The sequence below is a fragment of the Shewanella sp. MF08487 genome, from assembly GCF_050848685.1.
In the GTDB taxonomy this organism is placed as follows: Bacteria; Pseudomonadota; Gammaproteobacteria; order Enterobacterales; family Shewanellaceae; genus Shewanella; species Shewanella glacialipiscicola.
In genome coordinates this window covers 38975-60419 of sequence record NZ_JBOZPB010000026.1, presented here as the reverse complement: position 1 = coordinate 60419, position 21445 = coordinate 38975, and the positions used below count along the sequence as shown (strand labels likewise).

Annotated in this window: 22 protein-coding genes; 9 read left to right on the top strand and 13 right to left on the bottom strand. The window is 45.6% G+C overall.

Annotation, left to right across the window (positions count from 1 at the left end):
• Nucleotides 1-371 precede the first annotated feature (371 nt).
• The gene (locus tag ACRN9H_RS16365; RefSeq protein ID WP_432315143.1) at nucleotides 372-920 is read left to right on the top strand and encodes a gamma carbonic anhydrase family protein; all 549 of its coding nucleotides are present in this window, start codon (nucleotides 372-374) and stop codon (nucleotides 918-920) included.
• A gap of 89 nt (nucleotides 921-1009) precedes the next feature.
• Here the strand turns inward: ACRN9H_RS16365 and ACRN9H_RS16360 are convergent, their stop codons facing one another.
• Entirely contained in the window at nucleotides 1010-1285 is a 276-nt protein-coding gene (locus ACRN9H_RS16360) for a DUF1488 domain-containing protein (RefSeq protein WP_432315142.1), read from the bottom strand.
• 5 nt (nucleotides 1286-1290) lie between these two features.
• Nucleotides 1291-2139, bottom strand: coding sequence for a shikimate dehydrogenase (gene aroE, locus ACRN9H_RS16355; RefSeq protein WP_432315140.1), 849 nt, complete (start codon nucleotides 2137-2139; stop codon nucleotides 1291-1293).
• A 153-nt stretch (nucleotides 2140-2292) separates the two neighbouring features.
• Between aroE and ACRN9H_RS16350 the strand changes: the two genes are divergently transcribed.
• Nucleotides 2293-2736, top strand: a complete 444-nt coding sequence (locus ACRN9H_RS16350) for a group II truncated hemoglobin (protein WP_432315138.1) — start codon at nucleotides 2293-2295, stop codon at nucleotides 2734-2736.
• Between the two features lie 34 nt (nucleotides 2737-2770).
• On the opposite strand, the gene hemF is transcribed toward ACRN9H_RS16350, so the two are convergent.
• From hemF to ACRN9H_RS16320, 6 genes are all read right to left on the bottom strand, one after another.
• Nucleotides 2771-3679, bottom strand: a complete 909-nt coding sequence (gene hemF / locus ACRN9H_RS16345) for an oxygen-dependent coproporphyrinogen oxidase (RefSeq protein WP_432315149.1) — start codon at nucleotides 3677-3679, stop codon at nucleotides 2771-2773.
• A 25-nt stretch (nucleotides 3680-3704) separates the two neighbouring features.
• Nucleotides 3705-4271: an L-threonylcarbamoyladenylate synthase gene (locus tag ACRN9H_RS16340; protein WP_432315136.1), complete on the bottom strand. Its 567-nt coding sequence runs from the start codon at nucleotides 4269-4271 to the stop codon at nucleotides 3705-3707.
• Between the two features lie 147 nt (nucleotides 4272-4418).
• The gene (locus tag ACRN9H_RS16335) at nucleotides 4419-4982 is read right to left on the bottom strand and encodes a topoisomerase DNA-binding C4 zinc finger domain-containing protein (protein ID WP_432315134.1); all 564 of its coding nucleotides are present in this window, start codon (nucleotides 4980-4982) and stop codon (nucleotides 4419-4421) included.
• Between the two features lie 119 nt (nucleotides 4983-5101).
• Nucleotides 5102-5575 carry a DUF494 family protein gene (locus tag ACRN9H_RS16330; protein WP_076501740.1) on the bottom strand — a complete coding sequence of 158 codons (474 nt, stop codon included), beginning with the start codon at nucleotides 5573-5575 and terminating at the stop codon, nucleotides 5102-5104.
• A 2-nt stretch (nucleotides 5576-5577) separates the two neighbouring features.
• On the bottom strand, nucleotides 5578-6594 hold the full coding sequence (gene dprA, locus ACRN9H_RS16325; RefSeq protein WP_432315147.1) for a DNA-processing protein DprA: 1017 nt from the start codon (nucleotides 6592-6594) through the stop codon (nucleotides 5578-5580).
• Between the two features lie 83 nt (nucleotides 6595-6677).
• Nucleotides 6678-7808, bottom strand: a complete 1131-nt coding sequence (locus tag ACRN9H_RS16320; protein WP_432315132.1) for a LysM peptidoglycan-binding domain-containing protein — start codon at nucleotides 7806-7808, stop codon at nucleotides 6678-6680.
• 125 nt (nucleotides 7809-7933) lie between these two features.
• Between ACRN9H_RS16320 and def the strand changes: the two genes are divergently transcribed.
• Genes def through ACRN9H_RS16295 form a run of 5 tightly spaced genes read left to right on the top strand, consistent with a single transcriptional unit; the run spans nucleotide 7934 to nucleotide 13584 of the window.
• Nucleotides 7934-8446, top strand: a complete 513-nt coding sequence (gene def, locus ACRN9H_RS16315) for a peptide deformylase (protein ID WP_432315131.1) — start codon at nucleotides 7934-7936, stop codon at nucleotides 8444-8446.
• Nucleotides 8447-8454: 8 nt separating this feature from the next.
• Nucleotides 8455-9411: a methionyl-tRNA formyltransferase gene (gene fmt / locus ACRN9H_RS16310; RefSeq protein ID WP_432315129.1), complete on the top strand. Its 957-nt coding sequence runs from the start codon at nucleotides 8455-8457 to the stop codon at nucleotides 9409-9411.
• 1 nt (nucleotide 9412) lies between these two features.
• Entirely contained in the window at nucleotides 9413-10699 is a 1287-nt protein-coding gene (gene rsmB / locus ACRN9H_RS16305; protein WP_432315127.1) for a 16S rRNA (cytosine(967)-C(5))-methyltransferase RsmB, read from the top strand.
• Between the two features lie 15 nt (nucleotides 10700-10714).
• On the top strand, nucleotides 10715-12124 hold the full coding sequence (trkA, locus tag ACRN9H_RS16300; RefSeq protein WP_432315126.1) for a Trk system potassium transporter TrkA: 1410 nt from the start codon (nucleotides 10715-10717) through the stop codon (nucleotides 12122-12124).
• A gap of 17 nt (nucleotides 12125-12141) precedes the next feature.
• Nucleotides 12142-13584, top strand: coding sequence for a TrkH family potassium uptake protein (locus ACRN9H_RS16295; RefSeq protein WP_432315124.1), 1443 nt, complete (start codon nucleotides 12142-12144; stop codon nucleotides 13582-13584).
• Nucleotides 13585-13636: 52 nt separating this feature from the next.
• Here ACRN9H_RS16295 and hemG (ACRN9H_RS16290) read toward each other — a convergent pair whose 3' ends face one another.
• A complete protein-coding gene (gene hemG / locus ACRN9H_RS16290) occupies nucleotides 13637-14191 on the bottom strand; it encodes a menaquinone-dependent protoporphyrinogen IX dehydrogenase (RefSeq protein ID WP_432315122.1) in 555 nt (184 codons plus the stop codon).
• 199 nt (nucleotides 14192-14390) lie between these two features.
• Here hemG (ACRN9H_RS16290) and ACRN9H_RS16285 point away from each other — a divergent pair, with 199 nt between their 5' ends.
• A complete protein-coding gene (locus ACRN9H_RS16285) occupies nucleotides 14391-14699 on the top strand; it encodes an ArsR/SmtB family transcription factor (RefSeq protein WP_432315120.1) in 309 nt (102 codons plus the stop codon).
• Nucleotides 14700-14781: 82 nt separating this feature from the next.
• Here the strand turns inward: ACRN9H_RS16285 and hemG (ACRN9H_RS16280) are convergent, their stop codons facing one another.
• The 4 genes from hemG (ACRN9H_RS16280) to pepQ form a co-directional block, all read right to left on the bottom strand.
• Entirely contained in the window at nucleotides 14782-15306 is a 525-nt protein-coding gene (gene hemG / locus ACRN9H_RS16280; protein ID WP_432315119.1) for a menaquinone-dependent protoporphyrinogen IX dehydrogenase, read from the bottom strand.
• Between the two features lie 2 nt (nucleotides 15307-15308).
• Nucleotides 15309-16766, bottom strand: a complete 1458-nt coding sequence (locus tag ACRN9H_RS16275) for a TrkH family potassium uptake protein (protein ID WP_432315118.1) — start codon at nucleotides 16764-16766, stop codon at nucleotides 15309-15311.
• Nucleotides 16767-16843: 77 nt separating this feature from the next.
• A complete protein-coding gene (locus tag ACRN9H_RS16270) occupies nucleotides 16844-17458 on the bottom strand; it encodes a YigZ family protein (RefSeq protein WP_432315116.1) in 615 nt (204 codons plus the stop codon).
• 21 nt (nucleotides 17459-17479) lie between these two features.
• The gene (gene pepQ / locus ACRN9H_RS16265) at nucleotides 17480-18802 is read right to left on the bottom strand and encodes a Xaa-Pro dipeptidase (protein ID WP_432315114.1); all 1323 of its coding nucleotides are present in this window, start codon (nucleotides 18800-18802) and stop codon (nucleotides 17480-17482) included.
• Nucleotides 18803-19292: 490 nt separating this feature from the next.
• Between pepQ and fadB the strand changes: the two genes are divergently transcribed.
• The gene (fadB, locus tag ACRN9H_RS16260) at nucleotides 19293-21443 is read left to right on the top strand and encodes a fatty acid oxidation complex subunit alpha FadB (RefSeq protein WP_432315112.1); all 2151 of its coding nucleotides are present in this window, start codon (nucleotides 19293-19295) and stop codon (nucleotides 21441-21443) included.
• Nucleotides 21444-21445: the final 2 nt, after the last annotated feature.

The following is a 21445-nucleotide window of genomic DNA, read 5'->3' as shown; positions in this document are numbered from 1 at the left end:
TTTCTTGTTTTATATTGTTAAAGAGCAACTCAATCTCATTAGAGAACTTGAGTACCACACTGAGCATCGAATGCTTCCAGGTGGCTAGGGCTGCGTATTCTACGCATTTCCCATTGTGCGTCAAGGAGTTTTTTACAACTTCTTGCTGCAATTGAATTAAGTGGTTAAAAGCCATTCAATTCAATCTAACTCGTCAGCTGGCTTTCGCTGTCTGCCGTGTCAGTGGATGCGCATTATAGGGAGATTGAGAAAGTGCGCAACCCCTATTTTTGAGATAATTGTCATTTTCTCACTGTTCGTTGGATATTTGACCTGACCAGCTAGTTTTTAACCTTTATAATAGAAAAAACCACTCAATTAGGGACTTTTCTATGTCAGGACCACTCAGAACTTATCAAGGTAATTATCCTCAATTAGGCAATAACGTATATGTAGATGAAGCTTCGGTGCTTGTTGGCGATATTGCTTTAGATACCGACGCCAGTATCTGGCCTATGGTGGCGGCGCGTGGTGATGTAAACCATATTCGAATTGGTAAACGCTCTAATGTACAAGATGGCAGCCTATTGCACGTGACTCGCAAGTCCACTTCTCGTCCCGATGGTCATCCACTGATCATTGGTGATGATGTGACTATTGGTCACAAGGCTATGCTTCATGGCTGTAAAATCGGTAACCGCGTATTAGTGGGTATGGGCGCAATTATTCTCGACGGTGCGATTTTAGAAGATGATGTGATTTTAGGTGCGGGCTCATTAGTCCCACCGGGTAAAGTATTGGAGAGTGGCTACTTATATGTAGGAAGCCCAGCGAAGCAATCACGCCCATTAACGGCGGCCGAAATTGCCTTTTTACCAGAGTCTGCTGATAACTATGTCAGACTGAAAAATGAGTACATGCTTGAACTACAAAACAGCTAGTCACTATAGATAGTCAGAAAGTCGGCAGAGGCTGATTCAGTTTCTGCCGCCTTTTGCTATCTACTGCCTTACATCTCTTTTCATTGCAGTTAGCCTAAATGAACAGTGCCAAATTCATCGAAGTCTTCGGCTGCGATTAAATCTTCTGCCATTTCTTCGGCGTCAAATCTCACCGCATCAAATAATGCCAGCATAGCAGCCGCTTCATCGGTGCTCGGCTGTTCAGAGAAATCATTCAGCTCACGTAATTTGGCGGCACTGATATAGCACTTGATGTTCATCCCCTGCGATTGCGCCATAAAACAGATTTGCCCTTGGGCATCGTCCCAATATTGCAGATCGGGGAAAAGAATACTTTGATTCATGCTTCCTACTTAGGCTCTGCCATTAGTTTGTCCCGCAAAAGCGTCAACACCACTTGGGTGTCGGGCTCAATACCTCGCCATAAGGTAAAACTCTTAGCCGCTTGTCCGACTAACATACCTAGCCCATCAATGACTTTCGCAGCACCTTGGGAGAGTGCCCATTGGTTAAACGCGGTGACCGAGGCGCCATACATCATGTCATAACAAACGGTTTGGGTGGTGATGATATGTGCTGGCAAAGGTGGCAACTCGCCCGCAAGGCTAGCCGAAGTAGAATTAATGATGATATCGAACTCACCAGTAAGCTCACTCATTTTAATCGCGCTGACTTTACCCGCGTAGGCGCCATCATTAACTACGGTAAAAATATCAACTAAACCTTGTGCCTTACTGTGGGTACGATTGCTGATGGTAAGCTGCGCAATTCCCGCATTTAATAACGGCAGAATACAACCGCGCGCCGCGCCACCAGCGCCAATAAGTAACACGCGCTTATCTTGCAAGCTGCCTAAGTTAGCGATGAGATCGGCCACCAGCCCTAAACCATCGGTGTTATCACCGCGAATAGTGCCATCGGCCAATAAACTTAAGGTGTTTACCGCGCCAGCAAGCTTGGCCTCAGGGCTGAGACTGTCACACAGCGCAAAAGCTTGCTCCTTAAAAGGCACTGTCACATTGGCGCCCTTGCCGCCCGCATTGAAAAACGCCGTCAATGAGGCTTCAAAACCATCGACCGGAGCAAGAATGGCTTCATAGGTTAATGACTCTTGGGTGGGCGCGGCAAATTGTCCATGGATGAACGGCGATTTACTGTGGCTAATTGGATTGCCAAACACTGCGTATCTGTCTGTCATAGCGATATGAAATTTTAGGTTCAATGGCTTTGCAGTCTACCGCGCTTTTGAGCCCACGCAAGACGAATTATGCTCAACTAAATTTCAAGCTAGGTTTCACGCTATAATGCGCCATCGGCTCAAAACACTCTACTTTAGTGAACGACTATTCCAATGAACTGGCTTAAGAAGATTTTTAGTAAACATACACAACCCCGACCAGAGGATGATCGCGATCCGAGTCAATCTAATGCCTATGACTTAATCGGTGGCGAAAAAGTGATCCGCGCTATCGCTCAATGTTTTTATCAGAAGATGGCAAGTTCGGCAGAAACGACAACCTTGTTTGCCATTCATAGAGCGCCAATTACGGAATCAGAACAAAAGCTGTTTGAATTTTTAAGTGGATGGCTTGGCGGGCCGCAACTCTATCAGCAAAAACATGGTCATCCGGCATTGCGAGCACGGCACATGCATTTCGCCGTTGATGAGGCGATGCGTGATCAATGGCTATTTTGTATGAAGTTTGCGATTGAAGAAAACATTAACAAGCCAGAGCATCGAGCCGCCATTTTTGAGGCGATTTCAACTCTGGCTGATCATATGCGTAATCAATAAAGTGGATGCGGTATCCACTTTATAAGATTACTGGCTAAACCCAGTTGCGGGGTTTGAGGTAGTTATCGTACAAATCTGCCTCAGGGCTTCCGGCCTCTGGTGTATAAGCATATTGCCAACGCACTAATGGCGGTAGTGACATTAAAATTGACTCAGTACGCCCACCCGTTTGCAAGCCAAACAAGGTGCCTCGATCGTACACTAAGTTGAACTCAACATATCGACCACGCCGATAAAGTTGGAACTGACGCTCACGCTCACCAAATTCAATATCTTTACGACGCTCAACAATCGGCGCATAGGCCGTTAAGAAGCCATTACCCACAGCTTGCATAAAGCTAAAGCTTTGCTCGAATCCTTCTTGATTCAAGTCATCGAAAAACAATCCACCCACGCCGCGGGTTTCATTACGATGCGGTAGGAAGAAATACTCATCGCACCATTTCTTATATTTGGGATAAACCTCATCCCCGAAAGGCGCGCAAATATCCTTAGAAGTCTGGTGCCACTCGCGCACATCTTCCTCGAAAGGATAATAAGGCGTTAGATCAAAGCCACCGCCAAACCACCACACGGGATCGGCACCCTCTTTTTGAGCAATAAAGAAACGCACATTAGCGTGAGTCGTTGGGATATAAGGATTATTAGGATGAATAACTAACGAAACCCCCATAGCCTCAAAGCTACGACCGGCTAATTCAGGACGATGCGCCGTAGCTGACGCCGGCATAGCGGCGCCAGTCACATGGGAAAAATTAACCCCAGCTTGCTCGAACACTGCACCTTGAGTTAATACTCGGCTAGTGCCACCACCGCCTTCGGCGCGGGTCCATGAATCGGCGGCAAACGTAGCTTGGCCATCCAGAGCCTGTAAACCGGCACAAATTCGGTTTTGTAAATCGAGTAAAAACGCTTTTACCACTGCAATATCAGGCACACTCATCTTGTTATCCTTATTATTGGTTTGCTCATTGTCCATTTCGTAAAATCTTACCGCTTCGCGCATCGATAATGGTCGAGGGCTGACGTTGCTCACCGAGTTCGCCTAATACAAGTGCATCGATTTTACCGGTAAAATCAGCGAGGATTTCAGCGGCAGTTAATGCTGGCTCTTCACCAGCAAGGTTAGCGCTGGTCGACACTAAAGGTTTATTGAGCGCGCGGCACAGGGCTTGCACCCCAGCATGGGCAGATACTCGCACTGCGATAGAGTCAAATTCGCCACAAAGGTATTTTGAAACATGCGCTTTGATTGGCATTACAAAGGTAAAAGGTCCTGGCCACTTGGAAAATGCAAATTCGAGCTGCTCAGCCGTCAATTGCGATTCATCAACATAAGCTAAAAGCTGCTGAAAATCACTGGCGACTAAGATCAGTCCTTTTTGCCATGGGCGCTGTTTTACCGCCAATAACTTTTGGATAGCGGTGTCATTATCCGGGTCGCAACCTAGGCCATAAACGGCCTCGGTTGGATAAGCGATAACGCCACCTTGAAGAATGATGTCTTTTACATCGGATGGGTGTAGCTGCAACATCTTAGGATCACCTTTTGAGTATTGTCGATTTCTACAATCAAGTTATTGGATAAATTCGAACACAGACCAGCCCATCAACGGTCAGCCGAAGATTATACGCAAGCCAGTTTCATCGGCCAAATCATAAGATGCAGATCACACAATAAACTACAGTGGTCTTTTGTATTTACAGCTTTTTTGCGGACATTCTACGCGCATACCTGCCGCCCCTTTACGCTCAACTAAGATCCCAAAACCACAACTCGGGCAATTTTCAGCCACGGGTGGATAATTCACAATAAACTTGCACTTAGGATAAGCGCTACAGGCATAAAAACTCCTTCCAAAACGGCTGGTTCTGTGCTCAAGTTTACCCAGTTTGCACTCAGGGCAAGAAATGTCAGGCTGATCGCGCGTTTGATCCTGTTTTTCAATATGTGTGCAGCTAGGATATTGTGTACAACCGATAAAAATACCAAATCGACCAGACTTTACTGCCAGTGCGTGACCGCATTCTGGGCATACAGAACCTTCAATCACTTGAGTTTCAATAGATTCGTGCTGCACTAAGGGTCGAGTGTAATTACAGCTAGGATAGTTATTACAACCGAGAAAACCACCATGCTTACTGTGCTTCACCGATAACTCACTGCCACATTCAGGACAAAGCTCGTATTCTTTTTCCAGTGCGTGTTCATGGGCACTAAATAATTGTTCATCAATCTTAGACATAATCATTCACCACCTGTCGTAGCGCATTAGGATATCAAGCGCTGTGCCATCAATAAATTAATGGCATCAAAAAAGGAGGTCTTAGCCTCCCTTCTCTCATAATGCATATCTTGCAACGATTAAGAATGCAGCCTGCCTTCCGGTTGCTCGAAGATTAAATCTTCCATTTGCTCGTAAGCGGATTCATGACCGGGTGCATTGAATAACACCATCAAGATAACCCACTTCAAATCTTCTAAAATCAGTGTTGGTTCATCCAACTCCATGACTCTATCGATCACCATTTCACGGGTTTCAACATTTAGCACTGTCACTTGCTCTAAAAACAGTAAGAAACCGCGGCACTCAACATCCAGTTTTTCCATTTCGTCTTTTGTATAAATACGAAACGAATGCTGATCATGATTACAAAGATAAGGCTGATCGCCTTCTTGTAATTCAGCTAAGCGCTCTAACCAAGTTAACGCTTTTAAAATCTCGGACTTATGAAATCCAGCGCGAGTGAGTTCTTTGGTTAACTCGTCTTCATCAACGAGTAATTCAACTTCACTATGAACATAGTTTTCAAATAGATACATGAGGATATCAAACATGGCTAGCTCCTCTTTACTCTGACGTAACCACCGGGTATTGCGATAACCCAACCTTGCAATTCAAGTTCAAGCATTTGTTCTAACACCAGATCTATCGTTTTTCCACTATGTTCAACTACAGCATCAAGGGTTGTAGTTTCATAACCTACACTAGCTAACAGCGACGAAAATGGCAAATCACAAACATCATCCTGCTGTATATGGTGGTGCAGCCTCAACTCTTCAAGGTGAAAAGCGGTTAAACTTGCTAATTCTTCCACTATATCGGCCGCGGTCTCTACAAGTTTTGCGCCATCACGTAATAAATCATGACAACCCTGATGGTAACCGCCGAGGATTGAGCCAGGAACGGCAAACACCTCACGCCCTTGCTCCATTGCTAATCTCGCAGTGATTAAAGAGCCACTTTTACGGCAAGCCTCAACCACTAGTGTACCAAGAGAGAGACCGCTAATAATGCGATTTCGTTTCGGAAAATTACCCGCAAAGGGCTCTACATCTGGCCAAAACTCGCTAAGTATACAGCCTTGCAGCTGAATATCATGATAAAGCTGCCGATGTTTACGTGGATAAATTGTCTCGATGCCGGTACCCAGCACGGCAATTGTTCGTCCTTGGTGATCAACACAGGCTTTATGAGCCGCGCCATCAATCCCCATCGCCATACCGCTACAGATACTAAATCCCATTGATGACATATCAGCGGCAAGTTGATAAGCAACCTGTAAACCTCCCGGCGATGCATTACGACTGCCAACAATAGCAAGCGAAGGCAATGCGAGAGCTTCTATACAGCCTTTCAAAAACAAGACTGTAGGCGGATCGGTAAGCTGTTTTAAGAGTGGTGGGTAGAGCGGATCGGAGAAACAAAGTAGATGATGGTCAGCAGCCTGCTGTTGCCACAATAGGGCTATATCCACTTTTTGATAATCAATAGCAAGGCTCTGGAGCAGATGCTTAGATAAAGGTAGGGCTTCTTTCTCGTGCTCTAACCTTTGCCTAAGATCGTCCACTTCCATGTGCGTTAATAATTGTTGGATCCTAGCGGGTCCCAGCCCAGATACAGCACCAACAATTAACCAATCGACCAAGTATTCAGAAATTATAGACCTCTAAAGGCTAAAGATTCAGGAGCTATTAACTTATCGCCAACACGAACAGGGCGCTCAGTCGTGACAATTAATCCTAAACTCACTTTATCGAACACCTTAAACACTAACAATTTACCATGATAGACATCTGGCATTTGAATCGCGCGATCAGTGGAAGCTGAAGCGATTAAATTTTCGTAAGCTGTACGCTCGATAACAGGCACCGGCATACCATTAGGGTCGATAACAATCACCTCTCCATCACGGTAGATTGAAAATACAACTCCCGGTTCAATACGATCTTGAGTTCCCTTATCGAGATAAACGACATTCAACTTGCCCGCTTCACGTAAATTAGACTCTGTGGCCAAAACTAAGGCTGGAGCCTTTAACTCTGCGGGTTTAGGCGTGAAGTAAGCAGACATTAAAGAGTCACTCTCCATCGGCAGCACTCTAAAGCCAGCTTTAGTCTCGCGAAAACTGCTTAATAACTTAATTTTTGAAACCTTACCAGACTCAATCACCTGTCCTGTTGAGGCTAAAATGGCTTCTTGACCTAATACTTCACCCGATTCTTTATTCAAAAACTCGCGGCCGCGTTCATAAGCACCGTATTTTTGCCCCAGCGGTAGAATGCCATCGATATAAATTACATCGCCAACGATATGATGGCGTGATGGGCTTTCACCTGATAACACCATAGGTTGTTCGGCAAGCCAGTTAGTTTCAACCACTCGATTTTGAACTAAATATTGTTCTATCAAAGTGAGATCAACCGCTGGTATTGCATTATTTTTTGCAATAACCCGTCCCTCTGGACTCTTCTTGATATGGGGTTTAGCGCTATCACTGGAGGCGCCATTACGCATCAGTCGCGGTTGACCATCGACAAATACCAATGTGAGCTGATCGCCAGGATAAATGAGATGGGGATTAGCAATCTGAGGGTTAACATCCCACAAACGTGGCCATTTCCATGGATCATTTAGAAACACTGTGGAAATATCCCAAAGAGTATCACCCTTTTTCACCACATATGACTCAGGATACCCCGCTTTTAGCGTAAGAGTATCAGCGGTAACAAACGTGCAATTTAAAGTCATTAACGCGATTAAAATTAACCGTTTCATGGGCATTTCCATGTTGTTTGGCTCTTAGTTTGAGCTTTTACTATTATTGATAGGAACTAAAGATTAAAATTAACCCATTAGCATCAGTAAGTATAACTAACTGATAGATATTTGACAGACTTGTTAAGAGTTTATGTATGACACTATTAAAAGTTTTACAATTTCCCGATGAAAGATTACGGACACAAGCCACACCTATCACTGAGTTTAATGCTCAACTACAGACTCAAATTGATGATATGTTCGAAACCATGTACCAAGAGAAGGGAATTGGATTAGCTGCGACCCAAGTGGATTACCATAAACAACTTATTGTCATGGACTTACAAGATGAAGTCGAACGACCTAAAGTGTTTATTAATCCCGAAATTATCGCCAGCAGCGGCGACTTCTGCAATGAAGAAGGTTGCCTGTCGGTGCCGGGCATTTATGCCAAAGTCGATCGCGCCGAATTTGTTACGGTAAAAGCCTTAGACAGGCACGGCAACGAATTTATTGTTGAGGCCGATGAGCTTTTTGCGATCTGTATTCAACACGAAATGGATCACCTCAAAGGCAAATTGTTTGTCGATTATCTGTCGCCGCTAAAACGTCAGCGGATCAAACAAAAACTTGAAAAAGCGGCCCGATTGGACGCCAAAGAAGCATAGGATCAGATTTGAAACCACTCAACATCATCTTTGCCGGAACACCGGATTTTGCCGCTCGCCACTTACATGCACTGTTGAACTCACACCACAATGTGATTGGCGTTTACACTCAGCCCGATAGACCCGCTGGCCGCGGCAAGAAACTGACCGCCAGCCCAGTAAAAGAACTCGCCGTAGCCAACAATATTCCTGTGTATCAACCTGGTTCATTACGTAAAGAACCCGCGCAACAAGAACTTGCCGCGCTGAATGCCGATATCATGGTGGTGGTTGCCTACGGTCTGATCCTGCCAAAAGTCGTATTAGATACGCCGCGTCTAGGTTGTATTAACGTTCACGGTTCTATTTTGCCACGCTGGCGCGGTGCCGCACCGATCCAGCGCGCGCTTTGGGCCGGCGACAAAGAAACTGGCGTGACAGTTATGCAGATGGATGTGGGTTTAGATACCGGCGATATGCTACTGAAAACCACTCTGCCGATTGAAGATAGCGACACCTCAGCCAGCCTTTACGAGAAATTGGCGGAACAAGGTCCTGTTGCCCTATTGCAAGCCCTCGAAGGTCTAGCAAACGGCACCTTAGCCGCTGAAAAACAAGATGAAGCCTTAGCGAACTACGCAGAAAAACTCAGTAAAGAAGAAGCCAGACTCGATTGGAATAAATCTGCCAAACAACTCTGGCAAGAAGTCCGAGCCTTTAATCCTTGGCCAGTGAGTTACTTTGAGCACCAAGGCAATACCATTAAAGTGTGGCAGACCCAAGTTAGCGAGACCACCAGCACAGCCGCTCCCGGCACTATTATCAGCGCCAGCAAAAAAGGCATAGAAGTCGCCACCGCCGACGGCGTATTAACCCTGCTGAGTATGCAGCTGCCGGGGAAAAAGCCGCTCAATGTTGCCGATATACTCAATGCACGAGGTGAATGGTTTAGCCCGAATACTCGCCTCGCAAACGAGGCACAATAGTATGAACTTGCGCGCGCTGGCTGCGAAAGCCATCTTCGAAGTATTAGAAAAAGGCGTGTCACTCTCAGTGGCATTGCCCGATCAACAAAAGCACCTTGCCAGCGGCAAAGATAAAGCCTTACTCGCCGAGCTCTGTTACGGCGTGATGCGCACTCTGCCGCAAATAGAGAAACGCATCAGTGAATGCCTAGCGAAACCACTCAAAGGTAAGCAAAGGATTATCCACCAGCTGCTGATCATAGGTTGCTATCAACTTTACTTCACTCGCATTCCAAGCCACGCCGCGATTTCAGAAACCGCCGAAGCCTGTCGCCAGTTAAAATTTGAAGGCATGGTTAAGGTCGTTAATGGCGTACTGCGCAACATTCAGCGCCAGCTTTCGCCGCTGAGTACTGAGTCAGATACCTTAAGCTACAACACGCCCGCTTGGTTGATTAAGCGCTTGAAAGAAGCCTATCCCGAGCAGTGGCAAGACATCATTCAACAAAGCCATGAACGCCCACCTATGTGGCTGCGTAATAATCGCTTATCCCAGAGCCGTACCGAATACCTTGCTGCCTTAGCCGAACTCGAGATTGAAGCGAGCGAAGGCAGCAGTGCCGATGCCATTCTCTTGGCGCATCCAAAGGATGTCGCCACACTGCCACGCTTCCACGAAGGCGCGGCCTCAGTGCAAGATGGCGCGGCGCAATGGGCGGCGCCACTGCTCGCGCCACAAGCGAATGAGTTAATCCTCGATGCCTGCGCGGCGCCCGGTGGTAAAAGCTGTCATCTACTCGAACTTGAGCCAAGCATCAAACTGGTTGCCATCGACTTTGATGCCAAACGCCTCGAGCGCGTGCAACAGAACCTTGACCGCTTGTCATTAAAAGCGGAGCTTATCCATGGCGATGCGGCCAATATTGACTCATGGTGGCAAGGTGGACAATTTGATCGTATCTTACTGGACGCGCCATGCTCGGCCACGGGAGTGATCCGCCGCCATCCCGATATTAAATGGTTACGCAAAAACCATGACATCGAAGAATTGGCTGAACTACAACAGCAAATTCTCGATCATTGCTGGAAGTGGCTCAAACCCGGTGGCACGCTTCTTTATGCCACTTGCTCGATTTTACCGCAGGAAAATCGCGACCAGATCAGTGCGTTTTTAGAGAGAACGGCAGATGCTAAGCTAGATACATTACCCCAGCAAAATTCGCCACAAGATATAGGTTGGCAAATCACGCCAGGACAAGACAATATGGATGGGTTTTATTATGCCCGTTTATTAAAAGCGACCGATTAGGAAGTAAGCAAGGCCATGAAAATTATCATATTAGGTGCGGGTCAAGTCGGGGGAACCTTGGCCGAAAATTTGGTAGGTGAAAATAATGACATCACCATAGTCGATAATGACAAATCCAGATTACGCGCCCTGCAAGATAAATATGACCTTCGCGTCGTAACAGGCCACGCAGCTAACCCTGATGTACTCAGAGAAGCGGGCGCAGAAGATGCCGACATGCTGATCGCCGTCACCAACAGCGATGAATGCAATATGGCTGCTTGTCAGATTGCTTACACCCTCTTTGGTACCCCAACCAAAATTGCCCGAATTCGTTCAGAACCTTATTTGGCAATGCGCGATAAACTGTTTATCGACAGTGAAACAAAAAATAGCGACGGCCGTCCCCGCGGTGGCTTCGTGATCGATGAGTTAATCGCTCCTGAACAGTTAGTGACTGCTTACATTCAACGTCTTGTTGAGTATCCTGGCGCATTGCAAGTACTCGAATTTGCCGATGGTCGCTTGAGCTTAGTGGCTGTTCGTGCCTATTATGGTGGCCCGCTGGTAGGTAATGCTTTAGCAGCACTTCGCGAACATATGCCGAATATTGATACCCGGGTTGCGGCAATTTTCCGTCAAGGTCGCCCAATTATGCCTCGCGGTACCACGATTATCGAAGCCGATGACGAAGTCTTCTTCGTTGCCGACAGTCGTCACATTCGCGCAGTCATGAGCGAAATGCAAAAACTCGATAGCACCTACCGCAATATTATGATCGCTGGCGGCGGTAACATAGGATTAGGTTTAGCCAAACGCCTTGAGCGTACTCACTCAGTCAAGTTGATTGAGCATAAATATGAGCGAGCAGAAGCCTTATCGGAACAACTCGAAAATACCACCGTATTCTGCGGTGACGCGTCAGATCAAGAATTACTGCTCGAAGAACATATAGACCAAACCGACGTATTTATTGCAGTTACCAATGATGATGAAGCCAATATCATGTCGGCCCTGTTAGCCAAACGCATGGGCGCGAAAAAGGTCATGGTATTGATCCAGCGCGAAGCCTATGTAGATATCGTGCAAGAAGCGAATATTGATATCGCCATTTCACCACAGCAAGCGACGATTTCAGCACTATTAACTCATATTCGTCAGGGTGATATTTGTAACGTTTATTCGTTACGCCGCGGCGCTGCAGAAGCGATTGAAGCCATTGCCCATGGTGATTCAAGTACGTCAAAAGTGGTGGGTAAGGCCATTGGCGATGTGAAATTACCACCAGGTACCACAATTGGTGCCCTTGTACGTAATGACGAGGTGCTGATGGGCCACGATAAAACAGTGATAGAGCAAGGCGATCACGTTATTTTGTTTTTAGTGAATAAAAAATTTGTTGGCGAAGTCGAGAAGCTTTTCCAACCCAGTGCTTTCTTCTTTTAAACCTCTAAGCCCTATCCATGCTGAACTTTAGACCACTATTGTTTATTTTAGGCCTGTTTTTGTCGATGCTGACAGCCTTCATGTTAATCCCACTGCTTCTTGCTATGTCCAATGGCGAAGAAACCGTGGGCTCTTTCATGCTATCTGCTTTATTGACCGGCATTAGCGCCAGCCTGTGTTTACATAATGGGCAGAGTAAAACAATCAATCTCAATATTCGCGATATGTTCTTATTGACCAGCTTAACCTGGTTAATCGTCAGTTTATTTGCTGCCATGCCCTTTACCCTTTATCACGGTATTGGTTACACGGATGCCTTCTTTGAAACCATGTCAGGTATTACGACCACAGGATCTACCGTCCTATCAGGTTTGGATACCATGGATCACAGCATCCTCATCTGGCGTTCTTTATTGCAATGGCTAGGCGGCATCGGCTTTATTGTGATGGCGGTAGCTATTCTGCCCTTTTTAAACGTTGGCGGAATGCGGCTATTTCGAACTGAATCTTCTGATTGGAGTGATAAAGCGGTTCCTCGCACCCAGAGCATGGCTAAGTATTTGTTTTTTGTGTATATCACTCTTACCGGTATCTGTTGCGTGGCCTACTATCTTGCGGGCATGACTTGGTTTCAAGCGATTAATCATGCCATGACCACCCTATCGACCGGCGGTTACTCAACCTCTGATAGCTCAATGGCTGCATTTTCGAACTCTGCTCATTGGGTCGGTGTAGTATTTATGGCTGCCGGAGGGTTACCGCTACTCATGTTTGTACACTGCATACAGCAAAGAAACCTACGGATTTGGAATGATGCTCAGGTCAAAGGCTTTCTATTTTTTCTAACTATAGTGTCTTGTTCTATTGGATTTTGGCTGTGGCAAACCCGCGATATCGCATTACTTGATGCACTGCGTTTATCCAGCTTTAACGTAGTTTCAGTGGTGACCACCACAGGTTATGGTTTAACAGATTACGGTGCTTGGGGCGCTTTTTCTAACATTGCCTTTTTATTTTTAATGTTTGTCGGCAGTTGCTCAGGCTCAACCTCTGGCGGGATAAAGATTTTTCGTTTTCAAATTGCTGGCGCCATTATGCGTGAGCAATTAAAACAACAATGTCATCCGAATGGGATTTTTAGAGAACGCTATAACAACCGCATCATCAGTGAAGATATTGTGCGTTCACTGATCACTTTCGTACTGTTATTTATGATGGTTATTGTGGCCTTATCGGTGATTCTAGTACTGACGGGACTTGATCCTATGACGAGCTTTACCGGTGCAATTACCGCAGTCACAAACGTAGGTCCAGGGTTAGGACCCATTATTGGCCCAGTGGGTAACTTTTCGACGCTCCCCGATGTGGCTAAATGGGCATTAGCCCTTGGTATGTTACTCGGCCGTTTAGAAATTTTGACCGTCGCGGTGTTGTTTCATCCGAGTTTCTGGAAATACTGATCCCATAACGCTTAAAAACTAAAATACGCTTAAATAATTAAGCGCATTTTTATTATGCGGCAGTGTTCACCTGAGCTAACTCCAACAGATGATCGGCATAGACCTTCACATCCTCCCAGTCGGTATAGTCGATAACGGTTTTAGGATCCGTTGGGCCTTTAGTGATCTTCATAATCAATTGGATCATCCACCTGTCGTACCAAGGCCATGAAGGATAATCGACTTTACCGGCAATAATTTTAAGGTCTGCTGGTGTCCAAGGCGACAGCGTAATGAACTTTTGCAGATATTTATTATTCTCAGGAATGCGTTTTTCAGGCTTTCTCGCCACCACGTTGACGCAAAAAAAACTGTTGGGCAATGCGGCCAAAGCGCGTGCATGCTGCTCAATAAATTGAAACACGCTTTTATCATAACTGCCGTAGAGTACACAGGCGCCCAAGGCGACGGCTTGATAAGCGGACCAGTTAATAGATTTAGCTGCAGCACTGTTGATATCGATGAGATCGACCTGCACTCCCCGTGACCTTAATTGGTCGGCAATCGCACTGGCTATCTTGGCCGTGTGGCCGCCACGGGTAAAATAAAGCACAAGAACACGTATCATAGGAAATTCCAAATCGATTCAGTAAGTAGGCTATTGTGGCAAGATTGTGCGCAATAAACCTCTGATAGGATCACAAATTAGTCGTATCTCATATTCTGAGATACAAGAATTGAGATCTACATGAGTGAGCAGTATGATTGCGTTGACACAGGTGTTCAATTAGAATTATCTAATAAAAAGCGATAAAGTGAGTGACCTTATGCAAAATGACATAGATGTAGCTGCAATGGTAACTAATGCGGAAAGTGCGGCAAAATGGCTCAAAGCTATAGCGAACCCCTATCGCCTAATGATTTTGTGCCTACTACTCGACAAAGAGTTGAGCGTAACAGAGCTCAATGCCACAGTGCCATTAAGCCAGTCAGCACTATCCCAGCATTTAGCGGTATTACGTACTGAAGATTTGGTTGATACCCGTAAGAGCTCGCAAATTGTTTACTATAAACTCAAAGACGAACAAGTGACTCAGGTGATTTCGATTCTGCATAGCCGCTACTGTGCAACCTAATGCAACAAAATCAGCCTAAATTTAAGCCTTAGCATTTTACATCGCTAAGGCTTAAGTAACCTGAACTAGGGGATAAGTATCTTTAAGCTTGGCTAAACCGGGTACCAAAGGCGTCAACTTTAGCCCAATCGGTAAACTCAAAGGTGCCCGAAATATCGGTAGGACCTTTTGTCACCCACATGATGAAACGTATCATAGTGCGATCGAATAAACCGTATTTAGGATAATCAATCTTACCCGCAAACACTTCTAACATCTGCGGCTGCCACAGTGATAATTGCAGAAACTTTTGCATATAAGGGTTAGTTTCGGGCGTATTCTTTAAAGGCTTGCGGGCCACAACATTAACGGTAAAAAAGCCATTAATCTTAGTATTCAATACTGCATGGTGGCGATTTACAAACTGGTAAAGCGCGGGCCTATGTTTACCATAACGAATACTGGCACCAATCAATACTTTATCAAAATCAGCTAAGTTCAAAGCTTCAGCCTGCTCTAATGTGGCCAACGAAACCTGTTCCCCCGCTTGCTCAGCAATGGCCTTCATTTTCTGGCAAATTGCTAAGGTTTGGCCATCTATCGTCGAATAGATTATTAATGTTTGCATGATTAATTCTTCCAAAAAGTTGGCGTAAACAAAATCAGTAAAGTAAAGACTTCTAATCGCCCGAAAAGCATGGCAATTACGAGAACCCATTTAGCGCCATCACCGATACTGGCATAGTTGCTGGCAACAGCGCCTAAACCTGGGCCCAAGTTATTGAGGCATGCAGCGGTGGCACTAAAAGCGGTAATATCATCAAGCCCCAGCGCCATCAGCGTAAGCATACAAACAACAAAAACAAGGGCATAAGCAGAAAAGAATCCCCACACCGCATCAATAACGCGGTCAGATAGTACTTTAGAGCCAATACGAATTGAAAACATCGCTTTAGGATGAACCAAACGTTTTAACTCACGGGAGCCTTGCAACAATAATAAAATAATACGGATAACTTTAATACCGCCAGCAGTAGAGCCCCCACAGCCACCAATAAAACTTGAAAATATCAATAAAATAGGCAGAAAGAGTGGCCATAAATGGAAGCTTTCACTACCAAATCCTGCGGTAGTCGCCACCGATACCACCTGAAATAACGCATGATCTAAGGTTTCTTCGGGAGAATCATAAATGCCAGATTGATACAGAGTAAAAAAGCAAATCGCCGTCAATATTAGTTGGATCGCCACCAGCATTTTAAATTCAGTATCTCTAAAATATACTTTTACGTTGATGCCTCTGCGGGAAAATGCCGCGAAATGCACACTAAAATTGACGGCAGAAACAATTAAAAAGAAGGCACAAATGAGATTAATCGCGGAGCTATCAAAATAGCCGATACTGGCATCATGGGTAGAAAATCCGCCAATCGCAATCGTCGAAAATGAGTGACAAACAGCATCAAAAAGACTCATGCCCGCAAACCAATAAGCAGTTGCACAGGTAATGGTCAGGAATAAATAAATATACCAGAGTGCTTTAGCTGTTTCGGCTATACGCGGGGTCATTTTATTATCTTTTACTGGCCCAGGAATTTCAGCCCGATACAGCTGCATTCCTCCAATCCCCAGTACGGGTAAAATAGCCACGGCTAATACGATAATCCCCATACCACCGAGCCATTGCAGCAAATGTCGATAAAATAAGATGGCTTTAGGTAGGGAATCAAGCCCCACAATTACGGTTGCACCTGTGGTGGTTAATGCAGAAAAGGATTCGAAGAAACTATCTGTCCAGCTAAGATCTGGCTCGCTAGAGAATATAAAGGGTAATGCACCAATGGACCCAAGAACGGTCCAGAATAGAACAACAATAAGAAATCCTTCTCGGGTACGTAACTCTTCTTTGCAGCGACGATTAGGATACCAAAGCCAAAAACCAATAAACAAACTGACAAAAAATGCCTGCACAAATGCAGTACCACCACCATCGTTATACCATACGGCAATCAGTGCTGGCGGCAACATAGTGGTGGAAAACAAGCCAACTAATAGGCCTATAATTCTTATTATTGTTTTATATTGCATTGAGCGGGTTCAATTATTCCATAGGCTGCAAAGGTATTTTCAGCATTTAAGCTATTTTGGCATAATTTACGCAGGCATCACAACTCAAACTCAGGCTGCAAACTTCCCTGGCTCAGTGTCGCCAACAACTCACAAAGTAATGCCTGTTGCTGTCGCCCGATTTCAAATTCAATATCGACTGCCTCAGCAAATTGCTTATCGATGATTAAAGCATTCACTTGCTGTAATAGATGCTCAACATCGCGAAGCTGCGCATAATTACAATGCAGCTTCGCGGGATAGCGTAATTGTTTAAGGCGAGTAGGCAATTGAATCAAGCCTTGCCTCAATCCAGAAGTGTAAGCTCGCACTAAGCCACCCACACCCAACTTAGTGCCACCGAAGTAACGCACGACGATAGTGCCAATTTCGCCAATATTTGCACCTTGTAATAACGCTAACATAGGCCGTCCTGCACTGCCTGCTGGCTCACCATCATCACTCGAACCAATTAAGACGCTATCATCCGGTGCGCCAGCCACAAAAGCAGAGCAATAATGGCTGGCGCCGGGATAGTCACGCTTTATGTCAGTGAGTACTAACTTAAATTTTTCAAAGCTATCGCAATGAAAGAGAAAAGAGATAAAGCGGCTATGCTTTACCTCTTCTTCTACCACGATATCTTCACAGGGAACGCTATAACTTTCGAGCACACATCCGCCCTAATCTTTACCCTATATACCCAAGCCGAGCTCACGGGTCATGTTCTCGTTGCGATCTTGATGCACTATGACGTTATCTTCGATACGAATACCGCCAAAAGGCCTTAACTCATCAACCGTTTGCCAGTTGATCTGCAGGCCACGACTATCTTGTTTAAGCTCATTGAGCAGAGTATCGATGATGTATAACCCAGGTTCCATAGTCAGCACTTGGTTTGGCGCTAAAATGCGGGTGCAGCGTAAGAATGGGTGGGCCTCGGGTGCCGCGATATGGGTACCGCGCTCATCGTGGGAGAAGCCACCCACATCATGTACTTGTAAACCTAACATGTGGCCTAAACCATGGGGGAAGAAAGCACTGGTAATGCCTTGATCAACCAAACCTTGGGCATCCCCCGTGGCTAAATCAAAATCCAATAGCATTTGCGCGACTTTAGCGTGAGTCGCTAAGTGTAAATCAGGATAACGCACGCCGGGGCGCATCATGTCGATGAGCTCAAGCTGCGCCTTATTCATCGCAGCGATCAACTCATCAAAACGATTCTTCTCGAATGCATAGGTTCTAGTGATATCAGACGCATAACCAAAGTAGCTCGCGCCGGCATCGATAAGAAAAGACAAACGTTTCGCAGGGCTTTGATGCTCGAGCGCGGTGTAATGCAAAATCGCCGCATTTTGATTAAGAGCGATAATATTGCCGTAGGGCACTTCATTTTCGCTCTGACCCACGGCAGATAAATAATGCTGTTGGATCTCGAACTCACTCGCACCGTTATAAAATGCATTTTTAGCCGCCAAATGTCCCTGCACCGCAATTTGATTCGCGCGGCGCATACATTCCAGCTCATATTCAGTTTTAGTGGTTCTGTGGTAATGCAAATAGCTCATCACAGCATCAGGATTGCGACTGGTAAAACCCAGCACTTCGGCTACATCTAAATGCTCACCCAAATAAGCCCAATTAACAGTGTCTTTGGGCAACAGTTCAGCGACCTTATCGGCCTTAGTTAACAGCTTAATATCAAAATGCTCGGTCCAGAACATATCCGGCACATCGGATACTTTGTGCCAAAAATCCACAGGACGATAAAAAATCAGCTGCGGCTTATCGCGACCATTGACGACTAACCAGCAATTCGGATTATCCAACACTGGCAACCATGCCTTGAAGTGCGGGTTTGCTTTAAAGGGATAATTGATATCATCCAAAAACATCCGATGCGGCTGACCCGAATGGATCACTAAACCAGACAAGGCTTCTCGAGACAAAATCTCTGCGACTCGACGGTTTAACTCGGCAATATGGGCACGATAGTGATGAGCCAACTGATCCATTTGTCATCTCCTGCAATGAATAAAAGTTAATAATATGAGCTGAATTTGCTCACATAATCTTAATCTGATCATGAACAACAGATTCAATCAAAACGTTAAACTGTCACTCAATCTAAAATACATGGCTGCTGAATAAAGAACATTAAAGCGATAACATCATGATTATTTTTAATAATTCTATTCAACCCTAGCATGGCTACAGCGTTTAAACGTCTAAGGAAAACAGCCACAAAGACCTATTTATCTGCAAAGTGATTTAACGCATTCTAGGTGTTCTACACTCTGTGCAGTGTATCACAAAGGTGAAAAATCACTCTAGCCGACAATAAATTAAACAGTCGTTTAAATTGGGTGTTGTAATTTATCGAATTTCGAAGCACACTGGCACACAACTGGTCAAATGATGGCCGAAGCTGCTGTGAGATAGAGAGTCGTACTAGCACCAACACATAATGGTGGGTATCACTTTTAAGCCAAAAGGAAGCAAGCAATGATCTACCAAAGTCCTACAATTCAAGTTGAGTTACTCGAGGATAATATTGCCAAGCTGTGCTTTAACGCACCCGGTTCGGTGAACAAATTCGACAGAGAAACCCTCGCCTCGCTCGATGCCGCATTAGACAGCATCAAGCAAAATTCCAATATCAAAGCGTTAGTGCTGACCTCAAGTAAAGATACCTTTATTGTGGGCGCCGACATTACCGAATTTTTAGGCCTGTTCGCACAAGATGACGCCGTATTGCTCTCTTGGGTTGAACAAGCCAACGCAGTCTTCAACAAACTCGAAGACTTGCCTTTCCCAACCGCATCAGCAATCAAAGGCTTTGCCTTAGGTGGCGGCTGTGAAACCATTCTGGCAACGGATTTTCGTATCGCAGATACCACAGCCAAAATCGGTTTACCTGAAACTAAACTCGGCATCATCCCAGGTTTTGGCGGCACAGTTCGTCTGCCACGTGTGATTGGTGCAGATAACGCACTTGAGTGGATCACCACAGGTAAAGACCAACGCGCTGAAGATGCACTGAAAGTCGGCGCTGTTGATGCCGTGGTTGCACCACAAGCGTTAGAAGCGGCTGCGATTCAAATGCTGAAAGATGCTGTTGCTGAAAAGTTGGATTGGCAAGCGCGTCGTAACCGCAAGCTGTCTGCCCTAACGCTGCCAAAACTTGAAGCTATGATGTCATTCACCACAGCTAAAGGCATGGTGTTTGCTGTTGCGGGTAAACACTACCCTGCACCAATGGCTGCTGTAAGCGTAATTGAGCAAGCATCGACTAAAGGTCGTGCTGAAGCATTACAAATCGAACATCAAGCCTTTATCAAGCTGGCTAAAACTGACGTAGCTAAGGCACTTATCGGTATTTTCCTTAATGATCAATTTGTTAAAGGTAAAGCGAAGAAAGCCGGCAAGTTAGCAAAAGAAGTCAACAACGCGGCCGTATTAGGCGCAGGTATTATGGGCGGCGGCATCGCTTACCAAAGCGCCAGCAAAGGCACACCGATTGTCATGAAAGACATTGCCCAGCCAGCATTAGATTTAGGCCTCAATGAAGCCGCTAAACTGCTGTCTGCCCAAGTCGCCCGTGGCCGTTCAACGCCAGAAAAAATGGCCAAAGTGCTGAACAATATCACTCCTTCGTTAGATTATGACGCGATTAAACACAGTGATGTTGTCGTTGAAGCCGTTGTTGAACATCCAAAAATCAAAGCACAGGTTTTAGCCGAAGTTGAAGGCTATGTGAGTGAAGATGCAATTATCGCCTCAAACACTTCAACCATTTCAATCAACTTGCTCGCTAAGAGCATGAAGAAGCCAGAGCGTTTCTGCGGTATGCATTTCTTTAACCCAGTGCACAAAATGCCGTTGGTTGAAGTTATCCGTGGCGAGCACAGCTCTGAAGAAACCATCGCCTCTGTTGTGGCTTATGCCAGCAAAATGGGCAAGACCCCAATCGTTGTTAATGATTGCCCAGGCTTCTTCGTTAACCGCGTACTCTTCCCTTACTTTGCAGGCTTTAACGGCTTACTTGCCGAAGGTGGCGACTTTGCTGCAATCGACAAAGTGATGGAAAAACAATTCGGTTGGCCAATGGGTCCAGCTTACCTGCTCGACGTAGTCGGTTTAGACACAGGTCATCACGCCCAAGCCGTTATGGCTGAAGGTTTCCCTGATCGCATGGGTAAATCAGGTACTGACGCGATTGATGTGATGTTTGAGAACAAACGTCTTGGCCAGAAAAATGGCAAAGGTTTCTATGTCTATTCAGTCGATAGCCGTGGCAAGCCGAAGAAAGATGTCGATCCAACAAGCTACGGTCTATTGAAAGATGCCTTTGGCGAGTTAAAAGCCTTTGAAGCCGATGACATTATTGCCCGTACTATGATCCCTATGATCATCGAAACCGTGCGCTGTTTAGAAGAAGGTATTGTCGCATCGCCTGCCGAAGCGGATATGGGCCTAGTTTATGGCTTAGGTTTCCCGCCATTCAGAGGCGGCGTATTCCGTTACTTGGATACCATGGGTGTCGCAAATTTTGTAGCCTTAGCAGACAAATACGCTCACTTGGGCGGTCTGTATCAAGTCACAGATGCGATGCGCACATTAGCAGCCAATAACGGTAGCTACTACCAAGCCTAATT